This is a genomic window from Pricia mediterranea (assembly GCF_032248455.1).
In the GTDB taxonomy this organism is placed as follows: domain Bacteria; phylum Bacteroidota; class Bacteroidia; order Flavobacteriales; family Flavobacteriaceae; genus Pricia; species Pricia mediterranea.
The window spans coordinates 1,940,594-1,961,124 of sequence record NZ_JAVTTP010000001.1 but is presented as its reverse complement, the minus strand read 5'-3'; the positions used below and the strand labels follow the sequence as shown (position 1 = coordinate 1,961,124).

The following is a 20,531-nucleotide window of genomic DNA, read 5'->3' as shown; positions in this document are numbered from 1 at the left end:
GGCAGACCGATTCGTGAAAAAGATAACAACAAGATACGGAATTGGGGTACTCTTGGCCGGCGTGGCGGGGCTATTCGTTTGGTGGTATGTCGACAGGCCCGATGATTATGGATATAGCAATGACCGCCCTTTTCTATCAATCAGCATCGATAGTATTGGAAACTATTTCAAACCAAATACCGAAATCGGTCCCCTAGAACCCGAACATCTGGTCGAAATAGAGGGGCGCATCAAGGAAATCAATGCCCATAACCATAGAAATACCATTCTGCTCAAAGGCAGTGAAGACGCTTCGCCCTATGCTATTTGCGATATGCAAACAGGGCAGGAAAAAGAATTGGAACAGCTCAGGGAAAACGACACCGTAAAGGTTAAAGGTGTTTTCAAGGGATATTTAAAAGATGCCGTTTTCTTACATTGCAAGATAACCCACTATAACCTCCATGAATAGGTTCATTGTTTTAACGTGCTTTATTCTAGCGACAGGTGGGCATCTCGCGGCGCAAAATGTGATTGCCCGGCAGGGACGCGTCGCCTTTTTTTCCTATACCCCTGTCGAGAACATCAAGGCCGAGAACAACCAGGTGCTGAGCATTGTCGATCTTTCCGACGGGCGTATCGCAGTGAGCATGCTCATGAATGCCTTCGTCTTTGAAAAAGCCTTGATGCGCGAACATTTTAACGAAAGTTATGTAGAATCCGATATCTATCCTGAAGCAACATTCGAAGGGACGATTGTGGATTTTGACCCTCTAGAGGGGGAGCGGACCCGGATAATCGAAGGAGACTTCACCATGCGCGGGGTTACGAAAGCTCTCGAAATAAAGGCCAAAATCAACAAAATTGATGGCAATTATGTGCTGAGCGGCAGTTTTGAGGCCATGGTCGAAGATTACGAAATTAAGATTCCACCGCTTTTGGCAGGAAATATCGCTAAAGTTATATCAGTAGATTTTAGATTTGAATATGAGCCCTATAAAGAATAATATTGTACTGGTCTTTTTGCTGCTGTGTGCAGGTGTATCGGGCAGTGCCCAAGATCTACTTCAGTTATTGAACGAGGAGCGTCCCGAGCGGCAAAGCTATGTTGAAGCCACGTTCAAGACCACGCGTATCGCCTATGGGCATTCGATAGAGACCCGAAAAAAGGGTATTCTCGAAATCTTTACCGCCAACCGATTTTGGGACAGTCCCGCTCCACGGTCACAGAGTTTTGTGGCCGATCGGTTGAGTACCCGATTCGCCCTGGAATACGCCATTTCCGATCGGATTTCTACAGGAGTCGGGGGCACCACTTGGGATGGTCTATTCGACGCTTACCTGAAATATCGCCTAATCCGGCAAACAGCGGGCAAACAAGGCTCGCCGGTCAGTGTTACCCTCTTACAAAATGCCAGCTATTACAGTGGGGGAAATGTTTATTCCACCGTTGCCGATACCTTTGACGACCGGCTCTCCTTCACGACCCAAGCCCTGATCGCATCAAAGGTGAGCCGTAATTTTTCGATACAACTGGCCCCTACCTATGTACACAAGGGTTTGTCGTACTACGGTTCGCCCAACCAGGATCATTTTGCAGTGGGCGTCGGGGGACGCTATAAGCTGGGCAATCATGTTTCCGTCGTATCGGAGTATTACTGGTTGCTCAATCCCCCTGAATCGCCTAAGACCTATGGTCCTTTCGCCGTGGGGGTCAACTGGGAGCTGGGCGATGTGATGCTGCAGTTTATGCTGACCAATGCGGTCAATATGGTAGAAGAAGCGTTTATCACCGGGACCCGTAACAATTTCAATTTCCGTAGCCCCAACCTGAATTTTGGATTTAACTTTACTTATGTGATTCATTTCAAACGGAACCCTGTGAAATGATATTCTACTTTTGGATAATAGTTTAAAAATAGATATAGGGAACTTGCAGCCAGGTGTTCACTACTGAATACGGATTGCCGACTACAGGGCACTGCCAACTGTCACTGCCACTGCCTACAGTCACCGCCTACTTCCTCGGCGCCCAAATCTCGTACAACGGCTCGCCCTTGCTGTTCTTGCCCGAATGGTGCCAATCGCCGTTTTTCAGTTCATAATCAAAATCCAAGGTCGCTCCGACGCGGGAGTCGTCCCTGGAGAAATAGTCGATATTCTCGACGTACTTTCCGTTGTCCGAAGTATAGGAGCCCCCTCCCGTTCCAAAGAACTCCCTGGTATCGGTATTGTAGGCAATCCATTGAAAACGGCCGTCCTGTAGCCATTTCAACGTCTTTCTGGGGTTCTCGTCGCCCCGGCGTTCCTGGCCTTTGTCCGGACCACGGGTGGCAAACAGCCAAGCCCCGTCAAGGGCCTGGTTTACGGGCTCCTGCTTTACGAACTCCAGTTCCCCGTCCATTGGCAAGACCAACTTCTTGTTCTTGACCAAGATAGGGATTGCCAACTCGGTAAGACCGTTCTCGTCATGGTTCGAGTTGAATTCCAAATCTACTTTTAGGAGGTCGTCGCCCAGGGTGTGGAATCCACCTACGGTCTTGATGAACTTTGGGGGCGAGGTACCATAAGCCGAGTGTATGAAATAGTCCTTCCCGATCTTGAGTTCGTGGCGTACACCGTCCTCATTCGAAATATAGACTCCGGGCTCTATTTGGGCAGTTAGGGCAGTGCTGCTTCCTAAAAGCAAACCGGCTACTGCATGGGCAAAAAATTTCCTGAAATTCATGGGCTGTTATTTTATCCTTCAAAAGATATCCTAAAGATAGGAAATTAATAAACTCAAGACGAGTTCAATAGCCTATTCGTGAAAGCCTATGCCACCCTTTTAATTAATCCATCCAAAAAAAACCATCCAATAAAAGAATTAGTCCCAATAGAAGTATTCCGTCCCCGGAAAAACCGCGGGCCACACTTTTCCGAAACTTCCAAAAATATATTCAATTCCTTGTCGTTTGCAATTTTTTGTTTTCATTTGTCACGTTGTAAGAGGGCAGCATGGCATTTCGTCGAAAACTTCGCCCAATTAAATCTTTATGTATCGGGACAGTTATTTTAGCAATCGAATTACCTATTGTTAAATGGATGCCCCTATTTTATACTTTTTAAAAATCGTCGCTATAAACACCCCATGAATACAAAATACCTTGACCTGATCGATCAGACCTATTATTTTCCGCAGGAGGAATTCAGCCTTGATGGCGAACACCTTCGATTTCACGACATCCCGTTAAATGAACTGGTCGAGAAATATGGCAGTCCCCTGAAATTCAACTATCTACCCAAGATATCCGAGAATATCGGCCGCGCTAAAAGCTGGTTCGCCAGAGCTATGGAAAAACACGGATACAAAGGCAGGTATCACTATTGTTACTGTACCAAAAGCTCCCATTTTCAACATGTGCTGCAAGAGGCGTTGAAGAACGACATCCATATTGAGACTTCGTCCGCCATTGATATCAATATCGTAGAAAACCTAAAAGAGCAAGGGAAAATAAAAAACGACACCTATGTGATCTGTAACGGGTTTAAACGGGAAAAATATGTCGAGAATATCGCAAATTTAATTAACGGTGGGCATCAGAATTGCGTCCCCATCATCGACAATTATGAGGAAATCGACCTGTTGTCCGAGGCTATTGACGGCGATTTTCAGGTGGGGATACGTATTGCGTCCGAAGAGGAGCCAAAATTCGAGTTCTATACTTCGCGTTTAGGCATCGGTTATAAAAATATTGTGCCGTTCTATGAAAACCAGATCAAGGATAACGATAAAGTGGAGCTTAAAATGCTGCATTTTTTCATCAACACGGGTATTCGCGACAATGCCTATTATTGGAACGAACTCGTTAAGTGCCTAAAGGTGTACGTACGCCTGAAAAAGATATGTCCGACGTTGGATAGTCTGAACATCGGTGGGGGATTTCCCATTAAAAATTCACTGCATTTTGAATACGACTACCAGTACATGGTCGACGAGATCATCAACCAGATCAATAGCACCTGCGGGGAAGCCGAGGTTCCGGTACCCCATATCTTTACCGAATTCGGAAGCTTTACGGTCGGGGAAAGCGGCGGTGCCATTTATGAGATTTTATATCAAAAGCAACAGAACGACCGGGAAAAATGGAATATGATCGATTCGTCTTTCATCACTACCTTGCCCGACACTTGGGCCATTAACAAGCGTTTTATCATGCTGCCGATAAACCGTTGGCACGATGAATATGAGCGGGTATTGCTGGGCGGACTTACTTGTGACAGCGACGATTATTACAACAGCGAGCAACATATGAATGCCATTTACTTGCCGAAATATAAACGGGACAAACCTTTGTATATCGGGTTTTTTAATACGGGCGCCTATCAAGAGACCATCGGGGGTTACGGTGGGTTGCAGCACTGCCTGATTCCACAGCCCAAGCATGTTCTAATCGGTAAGGATGAAAATGGGAACTTTATTTATGAACTATTCAGTCCACAACAGAACGCCGAGGATTTTTTAGGGATTTTAGGATATAGCGATAGGAGGGATAAAAAGTCCGAAGAGGATGTAAATGAAACCCGCAAGGCGGACACGCATTTGAAGGACACAACGGCATGAATGCGCACACGGCAGATCAGTATTTACTTATGGAATATCAACAGATACTAATTACGTACATATGAGCACATCAAGGAATTATGCGGGTATCCCCGACGAATTCGCACATCCGGAAACGGCAAAGATAGTCTTGGTTCCCGTGCCCTACGACGGCACCAGCACTTGGGGCAAAGGGGCCGATAAAGGGCCGCAGGCATTTTTGGAGGCTTCCGAAAACATGGAACTTTACGATATCGAGACCGACACCGAGGTCTACGAACAGGGCATTTATTTGACCGAGACCATTACGGGGAACACGTCGCCCGAAGCCGTGGTCAATGCCGTGCATAAGACCGTGAAGGAGCACATCAAGCGCAAAAAATTCGTCACTGTTTTCGGGGGCGAGCATTCCATATCCATCGGTACTATTCGCGCCTTTAATGAATGTTTTGACAATCTGACCGTATTGCAGATCGATGCCCATGCCGATCTGCGGGAATCGTATGAAGGCACGAAATACAATCACGCTTGCGCTGTACACGAGGCCAGTCAGACCACGAACCTCATACAGGTTGGCATTCGTTCCATGGATGCCATAGAAAAAACGTTCATGGACGCGGATAAAACTTTCTTCGCCCACGAGACCGTCAACGACGAGTTTTGGATGGATAAGGTAATCGAGGCCATGACCGACAATGTCTTGATTACCTTCGACCTCGATGCGTTGGACCCCTCGATCATGCCGTCGACGGGAACGCCCGAGCCGGGCGGACTTTTCTGGTACGAAACCTTAGAGTTCTTAAAACGGGTTTTCGAGGAGAAGAATGTGGTCGGTTTCGATATTGTAGAGCTTTGTCCCAATCCGAACGACAGGTCCTCCGATTTTTTGGCGGCAAAATTGTATTACAAGATGTTAAGCTATAAATTTATGGACGAGGCCGTGGACGAGGAATACGATAGTACATATGACGTGGACTATCGTTCGGGCAATAACCTTTCAAAATTCGATGATGACGAAGACTAAGGGAGACATTTCAAAATTTATTGAAAAATATTATTTGCATTTCAATGCCGCCTCGTTGGTGGATGCCGCAAAAGGCTATGAAGCGCAGCTCGATAACGGGGGCAAGATGCTGGTATCGCTCGCGGGCGCCATGTCAACCGCCGAACTGGGCAAGATTTTTGCGGAAATCATCCGGCAAGATAAGGTGCATATCATTTCCTGTACCGGTGCCAATCTAGAGGAGGATATTATGAACCTAGTGGCGCACTCCCATTACAAACGCGTCCCGAATTATCGCGACCTGACCCCCCAAGATGAGTGGGAGCTGTTGGAAAAAGGACTCAACAGGGTCACGGATACCTGCATTCCCGAAGAGGAAGCTTTCCGTAGAATCCAAGAGCACATCGTCAAGATTTGGAAGGATGCCGAAGAAAACGGTGAACGTTATCTGCCGCATGAGTACATGTATAAATTGCTTTTGTCCGGTGTCCTGGAAGAACACTATGAGATCGACCTCAAAGATTCCTGGATGTACGCCGCGGCCGAAAAAAACCTTCCTATTATTTGTCCCGGTTGGGAAGATAGTACCATGGGCAATATTTTTGCCTCCTATGTGGTAAAGGGAGAGCTGAAGGCCAGCACCATGAAATCCGGAATCGAATACATGACCTTTTTGGCCAACTGGTACACAAACAATTCTGGGAACGGGATAGGATTTTTTCAGATCGGGGGCGGTATCGCCGGGGATTTTCCCATCTGTGTCGTTCCTATGCTCTACCAAGATCTGGAGCGTACCGATACACCCTTTTGGAACTATTTTTGCCAGATCAGTGATTCCACCACCAGTTATGGCTCTTATTCGGGGGCAGTGCCCAACGAAAAAATTACTTGGGGTAAACTGGATATCAATACCCCTAAATTTATAATAGAAAGTGATGCCACCATTGTTGCACCCTTAATTTTTGCCTATCTTTTGGGACTGTGATCGATTTCCGTTCAAAAAAAATGGCATCCGAAAAAATGGCATCCGAAAACCTAGGGGTCTTATAAGAACAGAATACGGAGAAGAGCGATTGATGAGTTAAGTGCATTGAGTATTTTGTGAGTTGTTTCCGAGTGGTGCCTCTCCTCTTTCTACTCCCTCAATCCGAAAAACAATAACTGAAGCATATAAACTTAGCAGAGTGAACAAAAAGAATAATCCAAATCTAAAACGCGTAATCGTCGATTTCAAAAAACTGACGCCCGAAGTGCTTAAACTTTTGGTGGAAAGCTATCCCGATGGTTACGATGACCGAAATATTATCACCTTTAAAAATGCCCAGGGAGAACGGGTCGAGGCCGTTGAGGTCCTTACCGAGGATACCAAGTACTTGATAAAAATCAGTGCCAAACTCGAGTACACCATGGAGAACTACGATGAAGACGACTACGAAGAGTTTGAAGACGACGATCCCGATGCCGTCATGGAACCCGATCCCGAGGCCATGGAGGACGATGATATGGATTGAAATTTTTCGTAAAAAAAACTGTAATAAACAAAAGTAAAAAAGCTAGTAGGTCCATAGGTGTACACGTTGAAAAGCTCGGATGGTTCTGGGTCTTAAACGACCAGTCCACTAACCCAGAAAAACAATGATCGTAAAGGATATAGAAAATGTAGAATTGAAGTTTTTGGACCTGAAAGATTATCAGGAGCTGAAATCGACGATGAAGGAGGTCTACAAGAATATTCCCGATAACTATTGGGAAGAACGGCAGATCAAGTCATTGATCAAAAAATTTCCTGAAGGTCAGGTAGTCATTAAGGTCAACGGACATCTGGCCGGCTGTTCGCTCTCTATCATCGTAGATTACGATCGGTTTGAGGACAACCATACCTTTCAAGAAATCACGGGAAGGGAAACTTTCAACACCCATACCGAAGACGGCGACGTGCTCTACGGCATCGATATTTTTATCAAGCCGGAATATCGGGGGTTGCGGCTGGGGCGTCGCCTCTATGACTATCGCAAGGAACTTTGCGAGAAACTGAACCTGAAGAGTATTGCCTTTGGCGGCCGTATTCCCAATTACCACAACTACGCTGATACGCTTACCCCCAAAAAGTATATCGAAAAGGTCAAACGCAAGGAGATTCACGATCCGGTGCTGAGTTTTCAGATCAACAACGATTTCCATCCCGCCAAAATTCTTAAAGGCTACCTCGATGGAGACAAAGCCTCCAAGGAATTTGCGGTGCTGATGGAATGGGATAATATTTACTACGAGAAACCATCAAAAAAAGCGGCGGCCAAGAAAAAGGTGGTACGGTTAGGGTTGATCCAATGGCAGATGCGGCCCTACAAAAATCTCGACGAGCTATTGCACCAAGCGGAGTTCTTTATCGATTCCGTCTCCGGGTACCGGTCCGATTTCGCGCTGTTTCCCGAATTCTTCAACGCCCCGCTGATGGCGGAGAACAACCATCTACCCGAAGCCGAAGCCATTCGGGAACTGGCCAAGCACACGGATGCCATTGTGCAGAAATTCTCCGAATTTTCGGTTTCCTACAATATCAATATCATCACAGGAAGCATGCCCGAGATGAAGGGCGATCGGCTTTACAACGTAGGGCATATCTGCAAGAGGGATGGTTCTGTAGAACGTTTTGAAAAGCTACATGTTACCCCTGACGAGGCCAAGATTTGGGGGATGCAGGGCGGTAGCGGGTTGCGGACCTTCGATACGGATTGCGGAAAGATCGGCATGCTCATCTGCTACGATGTGGAGTTTCCGGAACTGAGTCGACTTTTGGCGGACGAGGGAATGGATATTCTTTTCGTGCCCTTTTTGACCGATACCCAAAACGGATTTTCCAGGGTGCGTCACTGTGCGCAGGCCCGTGCAATCGAAAATGAATGTTATGTAGCCATCGCCGGCAGCGTTGGCAACCTGCCCAAGGTGCATAATATGGACATACAATTTGCACAGTCAATGGTTTTTACGCCCTGCGATTTTTCGTTTCCGACAAACGGGGTCAAGGCCGAGGCCACCCCCAATGCCGAAATGATCCTGATCGCCGACCTCGACCTCGACCTGCTGCGCGAACTGAACCAATTCGGGTCCGTTCGGAACCTGAAGGATAGACGCAAGGATATCTTTGAATTGCGACGGAAGTAGAATGGAAAGAAAAAAAACTAAATTTGAAGATACAGGTGGACGGGAATACTTCTAAGACCACAAAGCGATTGAACGATTTAAAGATCATTGGCGCCGATGAATGGTGCGCCTTTAAGAGGTTGGGCATTCCCGCCATCAGGGCGCGGGTCGATTCCGGGGCAAAGACCTCTTCCATCCATGCCACCAATATCGAGATTTTTGACAAAAATGGCGTGGAATGGGTCCGTTTCGAAGTGGATCCCATTCAAGACAACCCCGATATTATCGTTAAATGCGAGGCCAAGCTGTTGCGAAGTAAAAAGGTGAAAAGCAGTATGGGCACTTCGGAAGAACGATTGATGATACGCACGCCGCTGACTCTGGGGAAAAATACTTTCAGCGTCAAATTGACCCTCGCCAGCAGGGACACCATGAACTACAGGATGCTCTTGGGACGAGAGGCCTTAAACGGACGCTATCTAATAGATCCTTCGCAGCATTGTCTTCTTGGCGAGTTTTCCGAGGAAACGATCTTGGAAAAATATACCAAGGAAAAGAGGTAAGGCGACTCAGATTTTTTCACCACCTAAATTTTCCAGCATCGTTTCGGTAGTCCGTTTTAAATCGAATCGTGCCTTCCATCCCCAGTCGGACCGGGCACGGGAGTCGTCGATGCTGCTCGGCCAAGAGGCGGCGATTTCCTGTCGAAAGTCCGGATCGTAAGAAATCTTAAAATCACTGATGTACTGTTTGATGCTTTCGGTCATTTCGGCCGGGGTAAAACTCATGGCGGAAAGGTTATAGGAGGATCGGATCTGGATTTTGTCGCCGTCGGCATCCATAAGCTGCAGGGTCGCGCGGATGGCATCGTCCATAAACATCATGGGCAGGGCGGTATCGGCCTTTAAAAAGCAAGTATATTTCTTTTCGGACAAGGCCTTATGGTAAATTTCCACGGCGTAGTCCGTAGTGCCACCACCGGGCATGGTTTTCCAGCTAATAAGTCCCGGATAGCGGATGCTCCGTACATCGACCCCGAATTTATGGTGATAGTAATCGCACCAGCGTTCGCCTGACTGCTTGCTGATGCCGTAGACGGTGCCCGGTTCCATGATGGTGCTTTGGGGGGTATCCGATTTCGGGGTGTTCGTCCCGAATACCGCAATGCTCGAAGGCCAGAATATCTTTTCTATTTTCTTCTCCTTGCCCAAGGTCAGCACATTGAAAAGGGAGTTCATGTTGAGGTTCCAGGCCCGCATGGGGAATTTTTCCGCGGTGGCGCTCAACATAGCGGCCATTAGATAGACCTCGTGAATCTCATAGTAGGCAATTACCTCTTCCAGCGCATCGTAATCGGTGGCATCCAGGATTTCAAAGGGGCCGGAGGCCATCAGCTCTTCGCTGCCTTCGCGGATGTCGCTGGCGATGACGTTTTCGTTGCCGTGTTTTGAGCGTAGCGCGTAGGTCAGCTCGGTGCCTATCTGTCCGCAGGCACCCAGGATTAAAATAGATTTTTGCATAATTTCGCGTTAAATGAACACAGGACCCGAGATAAGTCCAAAAGTGCAAAGATACCGTTTCCTGAAATTCATATCTTTGATTTATGGTAAGAATCATCCTATTGGTTTTTCTATGTGTAGGGATGGCGTCCTGTAAGGAAAAAGAGCCCGAGCTGCTTTCGAGCGAAACGTCCACCTATTACATATCCACCGAAAATTGGCCTAAAAAAACAACTGTAAATACCAAGGCCCAGGAAATCTTAGCGGATTGGAGCGAATATCAAGAATTCGATACGAATTTCGATGCCCTCTATAACGTGGCGAACCGTGACGATCTGAGCCTGACCGTCGAAGACCTCATTGAAAAGCAAATTGCCCTGGAAGCTTCCGAATATCCCGAGACTTTCAATAAACCACAGGTGAAGAGCAGGCAACGCGTGTTCAAGACCTATATGTTGAAAGTCAAAGGCGACCTGTTCTACCGTACCGACCCCCGAGAATCGGTTGTAGAGATGATCGAAGCTTATAATGCTTTTCGTAACCAGTTCAATGTCATCACGAACAATCCGCTGGATACCGATTTAATATTGGAGGAGTAACGGGATGTCGGCACCGATTTTTGGTGTCGGTATTACCGACCCGGAACTCAAACATTTTAATACAGACCCGTAAACTATGAAGCGATGTAAGGTGATAGTGACGGGTTTGTGTTTTCTGCTCCTTTCCATCGCCTGCCGTGAAGTCCCCCAAGGGCCCGCCGCAATCGGGAAGTCGGAGAATCTTATCGAAAAACCATGGATGCTGGGCCCGTTCGAGCGCCCCAAAAGTTCGAAGCCGATTATCCAAAGTGATTCGATTGCCGTCTTTGACGACCCGATGAGCGGTAGGGAAGTGGCCTGGCGGTCCAAGGCCACCTTTAACCCGGCGGCCTTGGTCAGAGACGGTGAGATACATGTTTTTTACAGGGCCGAGCAAGACCTTCACACCGATTCGATCGGGGGGCATACTTCCAGAATCGGTCTGGCCGTTTCCGAAGACGGGGTGCATTACCAACTTGAAAAAAAACCTGTTTTCTATCCCGACGACGATGATCAAAAGCAATACGAGTGGATTGGCGGTACCGAAGATCCACGTATCGTAGAGGATGAACAGGGAAGATACATCCTTACCTATACCCAATGGAACGGTGATGTGCCGCGATTGGCGCTTGCGACATCCGAAGATCTTCGAAATTGGACAAAACATGGCCCTATATTCGAGGAATATGAAGGGGGGAAGTACCATCATAGGGAAACCAAGTCGGGAGCCATCGTTACCGAATTAAAAAATGGGAAGCTGGTCGCGGCAAAAATCAATGGTACATACTATATGTATTTCGGGGTGCCGCACATTTGGTTGGCAACCTCTACAGATTTGATCGACTGGACTCCCGTCGAGGATTATCAAGGCAAGCTCGCGCCGGTGCTAAACCCGCGACCCGGATATTTCGATTCTTGGCTGGTGGAGGCCGGTCCGCCCCCGGTGCTGACGGACGATGGCATCGTAGTACTTTACAATGCGGGCAACTCGGCGAACATCGGAGTCAAAGATTTGGGCAACCGCGTCTATACCAGCGGGCAGGCCTTGTTTTCTGCCGAAGAACCCTGGAAATTGCTCGACCGAAGCGATACCCCTTACCTGAAACCCGAACTGCCCTTTGAAAAATCGGGTCAATACAAAGACGGGACCACCTTTGTGGAAGGCTTGGTCTATTTTGATAATAAATGGTATTTATACTATGGTACGGCCGATAGTATGGTCGGGGTAGCGGTGGCCGATGCCCGTTAAAGCACTTGCCCAAAAGCCATCGTTGAATTCTTAAAGTAAAACTGGCTAGGTTCGACCCGTGTGAAAATGTAAATCTAGATTTTCACTCCGAAAGGTTTGATGCCTACGCTTTCCTTGGCGGATTTTTAAGCGCCTTCCAGTCTCACTTGTCCTCGGGAATTTTTAGGTGGCTTTCCTCAATCCTTGTTCTTCTTCTTGCCTTTTTTCTTGGTCTTTTCTTCCGGCATGATGGCCTCTTCGGTCTTTGTTTCGACGGAATCCGGTGCAGGGGTAGCGGCCGGCGGATTTTTACGGGATTCCAAGGCCTGCTTGCTGAGACTGGCAAGGTTGAAGTTGGGATCGATGGCGAGCGCCTCATCGATCAGGGCGATGGCCGCATCGACATTGTCTTTGTCCCTGTTGTACTGTGTTAACGCCTTCAAATGTAGAAAAGCGGCTTTCAAGGGCACCTCGTAAGGTTGCTGCCGTTCGTAGAAGGCATATTTCATATCGTCTTTAGCGTTGCCGATACCGTATTCAATATTGGTTACGGCCCCGGTGTTATCGCCTGTCTGTATTTTCAGGTCGGCAAGTTCATAGGCCAGGTAAGGGTTGGGATTTCTCTTAAAAAGTTCTTCGAACTGTTCGAGGGCACGTTTGGGCTGGTTCAGGGCTTTCAGGGAAATTGCCTTGACTTGGACCGCCATATCGGAATCGGCCGCGTCTTTTTCTATACCGATAGTGTTCAGTGCCTGTAAGTGCTGGTTGTTGTTGGCATAGACATAGGCCAAGGTGTCCTTCCGTTCCTTTGACGGCGATAGCACGTTTAAATGGGTAAGGGCGTTGATGACCCCATCGACATCGCCCTGCTGGCGCATCTCTTGATAAAATGCCTCGTAGTGCTCCTGAAGATTGTTGGTTTGTGCAGTAGCGGCTAGGCCAATACACAAAAGAAGTGCGGTGGTCAATTGTTTCATTTGCTCTCGTTTAGGATAATCTTTTCGTTGGAGAGCGAAAATATCAAAATATTAAATAGGAACCTGTTAATGAAGTCTATAAAAAGTGGGTTCTGTCACTACGAAAACACTTGCCGGAACACCAAAAAGTGCTGGCCAATGTCTAAAAACTCTCTTTTACGTTCAGACACTCCCGTTCCATTTCCCTTTCGTCTTTTAATCAATCTCAACGTTACCCCTAATTTTAGGGTAAAGCCGGAAGCAGAAACTTAAAAAGGCATGCCATAAAAAAAAGGACGCCCGAAGGTGTCCTTTTCCAAGGTTGGTTTGGTTGTTACGCTATCAAAGTTAGGGTTAAATCGGTAAAAAACGGGCGCGGACAACAATTATTATCGGGTTTTGTTGTGAAACCGCGAATATGTGTGGGGAACGATAGTTAAATCGCGGTAGTAAACTCAAAACCCCTTGTTTTGAGATGGTAGGAAGATACAGTTTTTCCTTTTTTTGAGGCTGTGGTATCAAAATGTGGAACTTGTAATCCTTTTTCGATTGCTTTTGAGGTGTAGTATTCCCGCTTTGTAGGATGGTTTGGATAAACTCCATTGAAGGTTTCGTTCCACCAGTTTTTAATTAGGATTTTCCTGATGATCTCGATACAATCATTTTTGTGGATAAGGTTGACGGGGGCGTTTCCCTTTGCAATATCCGTTCTTCCGGAAAGCATTCGTACTGGGTGACGGTCGGGGCCGATCAATCCCCCGAAGCGGATAATTGTTGCCTTGAGATTGTTATTGTTGCGAAAAATATCCTCTGAGACGACGAGCTGTTTGCCCGATTCCGTGACCGGTTCGGGAACGGTCTTTTCGGTCACTTCCCCGCCCATATCGCCGTACACCGAAGTACTGCTTACAAAGATGATTTTTTTAACTGTGGATGTCTCGATGGAATCATGCAGCAGCTGCATCTTTTTGACGTAGTTTTCCCGGTTTCCACCGCGCAGTTTCGGGGGAACATTGATAATTAGGGCATCCACATCGGTGAGGAAGGGCTGCACTTCTCCTTCGATCCCCTCCTCGGACAACCGTATCAAAAAAGGTTGGATTCCCGCCGTTTCCAGCTTTTTAAGCTTTTCTTCCGATGTCGTACTGCCGTTGATGTTACATCCATCTGCTATCAAGGTCCGCGCCAACGGAAATCCCAACCAACCGCAGCCGAGGATTGCTATTTTGTTTTTCATAGTGCTTGTTAAGGGTACAAGGTAATTAGTACTGATTATTGAGTTCAGGCTGTTGGCTCTGGGTTACCCTCGATTTCCCGCTTAGCCGCAAATTCCGGATCAGTCAACGAATTATGTAGCGTTGGCCTAGCGGTCGTCATATACTTAGTTATTGTGCAAAGCTTTTATCCCTTTATTTTACTTTTAAAAAAGCTTTTCACTTCTGGCATGTCTTTATAATCTTCAGCCATTATTTTTATCATTTCATCTCTTATTTCAGCGATTTTAGAATAGTTTTTTACACCAAACTTGGAAATATTATATGTTTCTGAATTTTCCTCAGATAGATCAAAGTCATATAAAAGTCGATTTAAGTCAATTATTTTTTTGTACAATCTTGAGGAAATCCAGTTTCTTTTCCAGCTAACTGTTGCAATCTCAGTTTGAGCACTATTAAATGTGTCCAAATTTAGGAAAGCTAAATGGCAAGGATGTTTGTCGACAAAGTGAGTCGATTGAAAATAGGTCAATACTTTTTCTATCATATCATATGTTTCCAACCTTTTACCAATTGTTATTTTCCAATATTCTTGACTATACTTTCTTTTCTCTATATAGTATGTAATTAATCCTGAAGTTATTGCAGAAACTATAGCACTCGATAGAATTATGGTAATCCAGTTTTCAATCATTAGATAGTTTGATTTTTACTGCTGTTTCTCAAATCTTGACTAACTTCAATTTAATGATAGTCAGTCGATTTTGAAAACCGAAGTCTTCGGGCTTAAGGTCAAATTTATTGATTTGTTTTTTGATTCTTTGGCCAGTCTCACTTTTCTTTTCTGTTCAAGGAAGAGATAGGGCCTTGACGCGACTGTAGGATGGAGAGTAGGTAAGAACCTCCTAAAATCCTATTGTCCGAACCGTAACGATTGCATCGTTCAGCACAAACGGCATCGGAATACTGTTCTCCGGCCGCTTGGGAACCTGAAAAAGCGGGCTTTCCAAAAGGTCGTTGGATGCCTCGTAAAACGTAAGCTTCAATCGTTCGTTTTTTGGGAGGGTCAGTTGCAGCTTCGTCGAATCGTTGTCGCTGATGTAGTGGGTGACCAGTCTATCGGTTGTCCGCTCGGCCAGGAAATAGGGGGAGAGGGGTATGCCGTTCACCGTGGCGGACACGATATCTGCCGCGTTGGTAAATATTTCGAGCCGATTGACATGGCGTTGTGGGACAATCTCTATTTCAAGCAGCCGCTTGTTTCCGATTATGGTGTCGCTGGTCTTTTTTATGGATGGGCCTTTTATTTCCCTGATCGGCGCCCCGGCCACATAGCTGAAGCCCAATCCATACTTGCTGTTCAGGATAGGATAGTTTCCTGCTTCGACAGCCAGTTTCTCCGAGGCCAAAAAAGTTTCGTTCCAATCGATCAGTACATGGTCGTAAGTCGCCCATTGGGCGGAGTTTTTATCCTCATCCAGCACATAGACCAAACTGCTGGGTTTGGCATTATCGGCATCGAAACCCGAGTCGAAGTGGGCGGAAACCATACATCCGAAGAAAAGAACCAAAGCCAGATAAGCGAGGGACTTCTTGTTTCCGTAAAAGCCAAAAACCGGAAGCAGAAGAAAAAAAGTAAGCGTGGTCAATAGGGTAGAGGCCACCAGCATTTTTAGTCCCAATCCCACTACAAATCCCTCGGTTAACGGACTGAACAGCCAAATGGCCGGAAGTGCTAAAAACACCATCAAGTACGGGTTCGGTCGCTCCTGGTTCAAGGCAACGTACCAAGCAGCCAGCAAAGCGAATACGGGTACGATAACGAAACTCGCCCCCTGAAGGTAGGCCGCCAACACACCGCACAATAATAGCCAAAGGGCTAGGGGGGCGAACAGCAGGTCGGCCACTGCGACTTTTCGAAATTTATAGTATATGCCGAAACAGACCGCCACGGCAAACAGTACAAAAGCGATAATGTAGGTGTGCCCGTTATAGGGAAAGCCGTGCAGCATGTCTTGATACCCGGGATAGAGCCACTTCAACCCGGGCCAGGCGTAGAAACCGACCAGTCCGTTGATGGCAAGGCTGAGCGGCAAGGGAAGAAAACCGACCGCAATCCCGCGAAATCGTAAGCGCTTTCGACGGAAGCCATAGATGGTCAGCGCTATAAAGAGAACGACGGCAATGACGGTCATCGGCCAGATCCACTCGAAGGGATAAGAGACCATTCCAAAAAAAGGGATGTTGAAATACACGAAATCGTTCAGACTTTTAAGATGGTCCAGGCCGGCATCGCTAAAATGGTGGAGCAGCGGCATTAGGTAGCTGCCCTGATGCGCCAAGGTATTTCGGTCTAGCCGTTCATAGGTGTCCTGGGCCGTATGGTAATCGAAGTGGTCATCGATAAAGGCAAAGTTGAAGCCGTCGATATCCCGATCCTTTCTAAAAACGGTCAGGTCGGTATCGTTCGGCAACATCTTGTAGATACTGTAATACAGTGAATTGGCCATCGGGTACTCGGGATTCGCCGCTATAAACTCCCTCAACAAATTTTGGTTGCCCCGGTTCGTTTCAATGAAAGCGTAACTGGGCCCGCCGCTTCCCCGGGCCTCAAAATTCAGTACGAGTCCGACTTCCTCTGCCCATTGGTGTTCATCGACGAAGAGCTGCGCACCGTTGAGTCCCAATTCCTCCGCATCGGAAATAAGGATGATAATATCGTTCTTCGATTTTTTGCCCGTTGAAAGAAACGCCCGAACACTTTCCAAGATAGTAGCGACCCCGCTGCCGGCATCACTGGCGCCCAAGGATGAATGTGGATTGCTGTCGTAATGCGAAAGTAAAAGTAGGGCCTTGCCATCGCCGCTTCCCTCGATTCTGGCCAAAATATTCTCCACCTTGCTCAAATTGGCCCAGTCGCCGGCCGTATATCCCTTTTGTACGCGGATTTTCAGTCCCATTTTCTCTAATTCGGAAACAATGTAGTCCCGCACCTGTTCGTGGGCCGGAAAGCCCACCGCATGGGGCTTTTGGGATATCATTTTCACATGTGTCAAGGCCCTGTCCGTAGAAAATAGGGTATCGGCAACGTCCGCGTCGCTGTTGTAAACGGGCATGGCGGAATGAAAACTCCAGAAAACGGCCGATACAATAAGGAGAAGCGATACAACGGAAGCGAATTTTTTCATCGGAGATGATACGTCTTGGTTGGTTACAATAGAAAGGTAGGTTAACAAATTTACAATAGGGAAATGGTTTTTTACCAAACCTGTCGAAATTTTACCTATCTTTAGTGATTAACGCAAAAACCAAATCGATATGGGAATCAAGAGCTTTATGGGGCCGAGGGCCAAGACAACCACGAAGAAAGAGTACAAGGCCCCGATTTTGGTAACCGATTACATGACCCGAAACCTGGTAACCTTTAGACCGGATCAGTGTATTCTGGAGGTCATGGAACTCTTTTTGAAACATAACATTTCCGGAGGTCCGGTATTGGACGATAGCGGATTCTTGGTGGGTATCATCTCGGAAGCCGATTGTATGAAGACCATTTCCGAAAGCCGGTATTTCAATCAGCCTATTTTGGATTCGGAAGTAAAAAAATTTATGACCAAGGAAGTGGAGACCATCCCGCATGATATGAGCATATTCGATGCGGCCAATGTATTTGACGCACACAATCGAAGAAGACTTCCCGTTATGCAAGACGGACTCATAATTGGCCAAATCAGTAGAAAAGATGTCGTGATTGCAGCACTCAAGCTAAGCGGACAAAATTGGTAATTGACTTGCTTTCAAATTGTGAATTGCGTCATAAACCATAAAAAAATGCTTTCCGCACGGAAAGCATTTTTTTATGGGTGAAGGGGATTTTATTTTCTGGACGAATATGATTCTTTTTTGTGGCGGTTGTGGCGAGGCATTACTCCCGTTTTACAATCATATAATAATCGTTGTCCAACGGCAGATAGCCCAAATCATAGACGAAATAATAGATTGTTCCTTTCTTTGTGGTGTAAAGGTTGGTGACGAACTCGAAGTCGAAGCCTTTGTCCCAGAGTTTTTTACGCGTGGTCCGGGTCTTGCCGTCCCTTAGCGAAAAACCGTCCAAGATACGATAGTTCTTGCGAAGCTTGTTGTTAACGTTACGGATTAAATTCTTGCTGTTTTTGTTGACCTTGTTGTGGTAGGCGTTACGGCAATGATCGGAGCAGAACTTCTTGTCCGCCCGGCCCCGGATTTCAATACCGCATTCCTCGCACTTTTTTTTCACGGGTATACTATTTGGTAGGTTTTGCACTGATGGTCGCCGTCGCCTTGGGCCTCTCTAGAACGACCCGCTCGTTTTGGTCACATCCCGACAGACCGGCAGCGGGGTAAAGCCTTTGGTCATGACATTTTTCTCCCAGGTTTCCCCCAAAGTACTGCCTAAACGTTTATAAACGGAATTTTACTCGATAAGGGGTCGGTTTTGACCGTTTAGCATCCACCTTGAACTAGTCTTCCAGCATCCCTGCCCGTTCGGGCGACCTTACTTCGGGCCAAGTTTGTTGCTCGCCTGTTCTGGAATCCACGCCTAGAACGGCTTTTTCCCGCGATGTCCTTTCGGGGTCTTCGCTCGCCTGATAGGCCAAAATAGCGGTTAAGATGGCGTTGTTGCGCACATCGTCAAAAACAATCTTGTCGTAGGTGTCCAAATTCGTGTGCCAAGTATAGTTCCAATAATCCCAGCTTAACGAACTCAGGGAGAACGCCGGTGCGCCGGCTGCTACAAAGGAGGCGTAATCCGAACCTCCACGGGCGGGAGACCCCGGGAACGAGCTTTCGATATGCTGGGTGATGTCTTCGGGAACGGTTTGAAGCCAACGTCCGATATAGTCGTAAGCGTTCAAAAAGCCTTGACCGGTGATACTGACGACCCTTCCGGTACCGTTGTCCTGATTAAAAAGCGCTTGCAGATTGTCCACCACTTCGGGATGGTCTTCGACATAGGCCCGGGAGCCGTTGAGCCCCTGTTCCTCACTGCCCCAGAGTCCCACTATGATGGTCCGCTTCGGATTGGGATATACCTTTTTCAGGATGCGTGCCGCTTCGAGCATGGTGATTGCTCCGGTGCCGTTATCGGTCGCCCCGGTGGCCCCGTCCCAGGAGTCGAAATGCGCCGAAAGGATGATGTACTCATCGGGAAGCTCCGTTCCGGGGATGGTGGCGATGGTGTTGAAGGTCGGCACCTCGCCCAGTTCCTCTGATTCTGCGACCACTTTTAGTTTAGGGTCCGTCCCGTGTTCCACCATTCGATAAAGCATCCCGTAATCTTCGAGGGACAGGTCAATAACGGGAATCTTTTTGGTATTGGCGCCAAATATCTTGTTCGCCCCGAAGCCTTCGGACCAGCGGGATTGGATTATCCCGACCGCGCCGGCCTCTTCTAAAGCCTTGTTGATGTTTCTGGGAGTATAGCCCATGTTCCTATAATTCTGCCGCCATGCATCCACCTTTTCTTGACGCTGCTCCTTCATTTTTTCAAAGGATTCCTCTGTGGCGTATTCTTTCCAGTTTTCGTCGGGTCTTCCCGTTGGCTGTTCCATTGAGACCATCACAAATTTTCCTTTTACGGAGGGCATCCACTTAACGAATTCCAACGAATCGGACACCGAGGGCAGGGTCACCAGGTTTGCCGTAACCCCTTTTTTACCGGTACTGGGGCTCCACGCCAATTGCATGCCGTCTAGTGTGACCAGCCGGGGTTCGAGCATATCGATGTGGCTAATGCCTCTTTTCCAGCCGCGCCATTTGCCCCACTCCTCATTTTCGGCTTCAATGCCCCATTTCTGGAACGTTTCTACGGCCCATTCATGGGCATGGTCCATTTGCGGGGTGCCCACCAATCGCGGTCCGATAACATCCATCAACTCATGGGCGAGCCGTTCCAATTGGGAATTTTCGGTGGCTTCTTTTTGGATGGCCGCCACTACCTCGTCGGAGGTTTGGGCGGATAGAAAAGAGGTGCAGATAAAAAGCGTTAAGAGGCAGTGGAAAAGATGTTTTTTCATGATAGTATATTCATTGGAAAATTAAAAATGAAGATGGATGGTCGCTTGTTTGAACCCTATTTTGCGTCATCAAAGAATTGTGAACTAAGATAGGAATAAATAAATTTTCGACAGATTGGTTTTCTTTTATTTCATCCCGACCAATACTGTATTATGATAGATAATTGATAATTAGATATATAAACGTTTTCAAACACATACAAACATTTACAAACGAAAGTAATTATTTCTCGACCGAATAAAAGTTGGAGGGGGTTCTATGTTTGTCCTGTCGAACGAAAGACGTTTGATAGCT

The 20,531-nt window shown here is 47.1% G+C and carries 20 protein-coding genes; 12 read left to right on the top strand and 8 right to left on the bottom strand.

Annotated elements, in window-relative coordinates:
- The first annotated feature begins 13 nt into the window (after positions 1–13).
- From RQM65_RS08155 to RQM65_RS08145, 3 genes are read left to right on the top strand one after another with little or no spacing between them, the layout of a single operon-like run.
- A complete protein-coding gene (locus RQM65_RS08155; RefSeq protein WP_314014047.1) occupies positions 14–451 on the top strand; it encodes an OB-fold protein in 438 nt (145 codons plus the stop codon).
- A complete protein-coding gene (locus RQM65_RS08150) occupies positions 444–986 on the top strand; it encodes a YceI family protein (protein WP_314014045.1) in 543 nt (180 codons plus the stop codon). Before RQM65_RS08155 ends, RQM65_RS08150 begins: the two co-directional genes overlap by 8 nt.
- Positions 967–1,869 (top strand): DUF5777 family beta-barrel protein, encoded by a 903-nt coding sequence (locus RQM65_RS08145; protein ID WP_314014043.1) that lies wholly within the window; start codon positions 967–969, stop codon positions 1,867–1,869. Before RQM65_RS08150 ends, RQM65_RS08145 begins: the two co-directional genes overlap by 20 nt.
- A gap of 127 nt (positions 1,870–1,996) precedes the next feature.
- Here the strand turns inward: RQM65_RS08145 and RQM65_RS08140 are convergent, their stop codons facing one another.
- Entirely contained in the window at positions 1,997–2,707 is a 711-nt protein-coding gene (locus RQM65_RS08140) for a hypothetical protein (protein WP_314014041.1), read from the bottom strand.
- 402 nt (positions 2,708–3,109) lie between these two features.
- Between RQM65_RS08140 and RQM65_RS08135 the strand changes: the two genes are divergently transcribed.
- The 6 genes from RQM65_RS08135 (at position 3,110) to RQM65_RS08110 (ending at position 9,268) form a co-directional block, all read left to right on the top strand.
- Entirely contained in the window at positions 3,110–4,582 is a 1,473-nt protein-coding gene (locus RQM65_RS08135; RefSeq protein WP_314014039.1) for an arginine decarboxylase, read from the top strand.
- Positions 4,583–4,643: 61 nt separating this feature from the next.
- Positions 4,644–5,585 (top strand): agmatinase, encoded by a 942-nt coding sequence (gene speB, locus RQM65_RS08130; RefSeq protein ID WP_314014038.1) that lies wholly within the window; start codon positions 4,644–4,646, stop codon positions 5,583–5,585.
- Positions 5,572–6,549: a deoxyhypusine synthase family protein gene (locus RQM65_RS08125; RefSeq protein WP_314016815.1), complete on the top strand. Its 978-nt coding sequence runs from the start codon at positions 5,572–5,574 to the stop codon at positions 6,547–6,549. The genes speB and RQM65_RS08125 overlap by 14 nt, the downstream gene beginning before the upstream one ends.
- A gap of 199 nt (positions 6,550–6,748) precedes the next feature.
- Positions 6,749–7,075, top strand: coding sequence for a hypothetical protein (locus RQM65_RS08120; protein ID WP_314014037.1), 327 nt, complete (start codon positions 6,749–6,751; stop codon positions 7,073–7,075).
- Positions 7,076–7,199: 124 nt separating this feature from the next.
- Entirely contained in the window at positions 7,200–8,726 is a 1,527-nt protein-coding gene (locus RQM65_RS08115; protein WP_314014035.1) for a bifunctional GNAT family N-acetyltransferase/carbon-nitrogen hydrolase family protein, read from the top strand.
- A gap of 23 nt (positions 8,727–8,749) precedes the next feature.
- The gene (locus tag RQM65_RS08110) at positions 8,750–9,268 is read left to right on the top strand and encodes an ATP-dependent zinc protease family protein (protein WP_314014033.1); all 519 of its coding nucleotides are present in this window, start codon (positions 8,750–8,752) and stop codon (positions 9,266–9,268) included.
- Between the two features lie 6 nt (positions 9,269–9,274).
- On the opposite strand, the gene RQM65_RS08105 is transcribed toward RQM65_RS08110, so the two are convergent.
- Entirely contained in the window at positions 9,275–10,225 is a 951-nt protein-coding gene (locus RQM65_RS08105; protein WP_314014031.1) for an NAD-dependent epimerase/dehydratase family protein, read from the bottom strand.
- 83 nt (positions 10,226–10,308) lie between these two features.
- Here RQM65_RS08105 and RQM65_RS08100 point away from each other — a divergent pair, with 83 nt between their 5' ends.
- Together RQM65_RS08100 and RQM65_RS08095 are read left to right on the top strand one after the other, a co-directional pair.
- Complete coding sequence (locus RQM65_RS08100) at positions 10,309–10,803, top strand: hypothetical protein (protein WP_314014030.1); 495 nt, start codon at positions 10,309–10,311, stop codon at positions 10,801–10,803.
- Between the two features lie 76 nt (positions 10,804–10,879).
- Positions 10,880–12,031 (top strand): glycoside hydrolase family 130 protein, encoded by a 1,152-nt coding sequence (locus RQM65_RS08095; protein ID WP_314014028.1) that lies wholly within the window; start codon positions 10,880–10,882, stop codon positions 12,029–12,031.
- 176 nt (positions 12,032–12,207) lie between these two features.
- Here RQM65_RS08095 and RQM65_RS08090 read toward each other — a convergent pair whose 3' ends face one another.
- The 4 genes from RQM65_RS08090 to RQM65_RS08075 all read right to left on the bottom strand — a co-directional run bounded on the left by RQM65_RS08090 (position 12,208) and on the right by RQM65_RS08075 (position 17,368).
- On the bottom strand, positions 12,208–12,987 hold the full coding sequence (locus RQM65_RS08090) for a tetratricopeptide repeat protein (protein ID WP_314014027.1): 780 nt from the start codon (positions 12,985–12,987) through the stop codon (positions 12,208–12,210).
- Between the two features lie 415 nt (positions 12,988–13,402).
- On the bottom strand, positions 13,403–14,203 hold the full coding sequence (locus RQM65_RS08085; protein WP_314014025.1) for an SDR family oxidoreductase: 801 nt from the start codon (positions 14,201–14,203) through the stop codon (positions 13,403–13,405).
- A gap of 164 nt (positions 14,204–14,367) precedes the next feature.
- A complete protein-coding gene (locus tag RQM65_RS08080; protein ID WP_314014024.1) occupies positions 14,368–14,874 on the bottom strand; it encodes a hypothetical protein in 507 nt (168 codons plus the stop codon).
- Between the two features lie 211 nt (positions 14,875–15,085).
- The gene (locus RQM65_RS08075; RefSeq protein ID WP_314014022.1) at positions 15,086–17,368 is read right to left on the bottom strand and encodes a M28 family peptidase; all 2,283 of its coding nucleotides are present in this window, start codon (positions 17,366–17,368) and stop codon (positions 15,086–15,088) included.
- A 130-nt stretch (positions 17,369–17,498) separates the two neighbouring features.
- Between RQM65_RS08075 and RQM65_RS08070 the strand changes: the two genes are divergently transcribed.
- A complete protein-coding gene (locus RQM65_RS08070) occupies positions 17,499–17,966 on the top strand; it encodes a CBS domain-containing protein (RefSeq protein ID WP_314014021.1) in 468 nt (155 codons plus the stop codon).
- Positions 17,967–18,105: 139 nt separating this feature from the next.
- Here the strand turns inward: RQM65_RS08070 and RQM65_RS08065 are convergent, their stop codons facing one another.
- Together RQM65_RS08065 and RQM65_RS08060 are read right to left on the bottom strand one after the other, a co-directional pair.
- Positions 18,106–18,456, bottom strand: coding sequence for a hypothetical protein (locus RQM65_RS08065; RefSeq protein WP_314014020.1), 351 nt, complete (start codon positions 18,454–18,456; stop codon positions 18,106–18,108).
- A gap of 223 nt (positions 18,457–18,679) precedes the next feature.
- Positions 18,680–20,236 (bottom strand): M20/M25/M40 family metallo-hydrolase, encoded by a 1,557-nt coding sequence (locus RQM65_RS08060; RefSeq protein ID WP_314014019.1) that lies wholly within the window; start codon positions 20,234–20,236, stop codon positions 18,680–18,682.
- Between the last annotated feature and the right edge of the window lie 295 nt (positions 20,237–20,531).

Coding starts and splice junctions, on each gene's coding strand:
- RQM65_RS08085 (WP_314014025.1), bottom strand. CDS start 14,203: ATGAAAAACAAAATAGCAATCCTCGGCTGCGGTTGGTTGGGATTTCCG.
- RQM65_RS08095 (WP_314014028.1), top strand. CDS start 10,880: ATGAAGCGATGTAAGGTGATAGTGACGGGTTTGTGTTTTCTGCTCCTT.
- RQM65_RS08105 (WP_314014031.1), bottom strand. CDS start 10,225: ATGCAAAAATCTATTTTAATCCTGGGTGCCTGCGGACAGATAGGCACC.
- RQM65_RS08100 (WP_314014030.1), top strand. CDS start 10,309: ATGGTAAGAATCATCCTATTGGTTTTTCTATGTGTAGGGATGGCGTCC.
- RQM65_RS08125 (WP_314016815.1), top strand. CDS start 5,572: ATGACGAAGACTAAGGGAGACATTTCAAAATTTATTGAAAAATATTAT.
- RQM65_RS08090 (WP_314014027.1), bottom strand. CDS start 12,987: ATGAAACAATTGACCACCGCACTTCTTTTGTGTATTGGCCTAGCCGCT.
- speB (WP_314014038.1), top strand. CDS start 4,644: ATGAGCACATCAAGGAATTATGCGGGTATCCCCGACGAATTCGCACAT.
- RQM65_RS08080 (WP_314014024.1), bottom strand. CDS start 14,874: ATGATTGAAAACTGGATTACCATAATTCTATCGAGTGCTATAGTTTCT.
- RQM65_RS08115 (WP_314014035.1), top strand. CDS start 7,200: ATGATCGTAAAGGATATAGAAAATGTAGAATTGAAGTTTTTGGACCTG.
- RQM65_RS08070 (WP_314014021.1), top strand. CDS start 17,499: ATGGGAATCAAGAGCTTTATGGGGCCGAGGGCCAAGACAACCACGAAG.
- RQM65_RS08075 (WP_314014022.1), bottom strand. CDS start 17,368: ATGAAAAAATTCGCTTCCGTTGTATCGCTTCTCCTTATTGTATCGGCC.
- RQM65_RS08140 (WP_314014041.1), bottom strand. CDS start 2,707: ATGAATTTCAGGAAATTTTTTGCCCATGCAGTAGCCGGTTTGCTTTTA.
- RQM65_RS08150 (WP_314014045.1), top strand. CDS start 444: ATGAATAGGTTCATTGTTTTAACGTGCTTTATTCTAGCGACAGGTGGG.
- RQM65_RS08145 (WP_314014043.1), top strand. CDS start 967: ATGAGCCCTATAAAGAATAATATTGTACTGGTCTTTTTGCTGCTGTGT.
- RQM65_RS08060 (WP_314014019.1), bottom strand. CDS start 20,236: ATGAAAAAACATCTTTTCCACTGCCTCTTAACGCTTTTTATCTGCACC.
- RQM65_RS08135 (WP_314014039.1), top strand. CDS start 3,110: ATGAATACAAAATACCTTGACCTGATCGATCAGACCTATTATTTTCCG.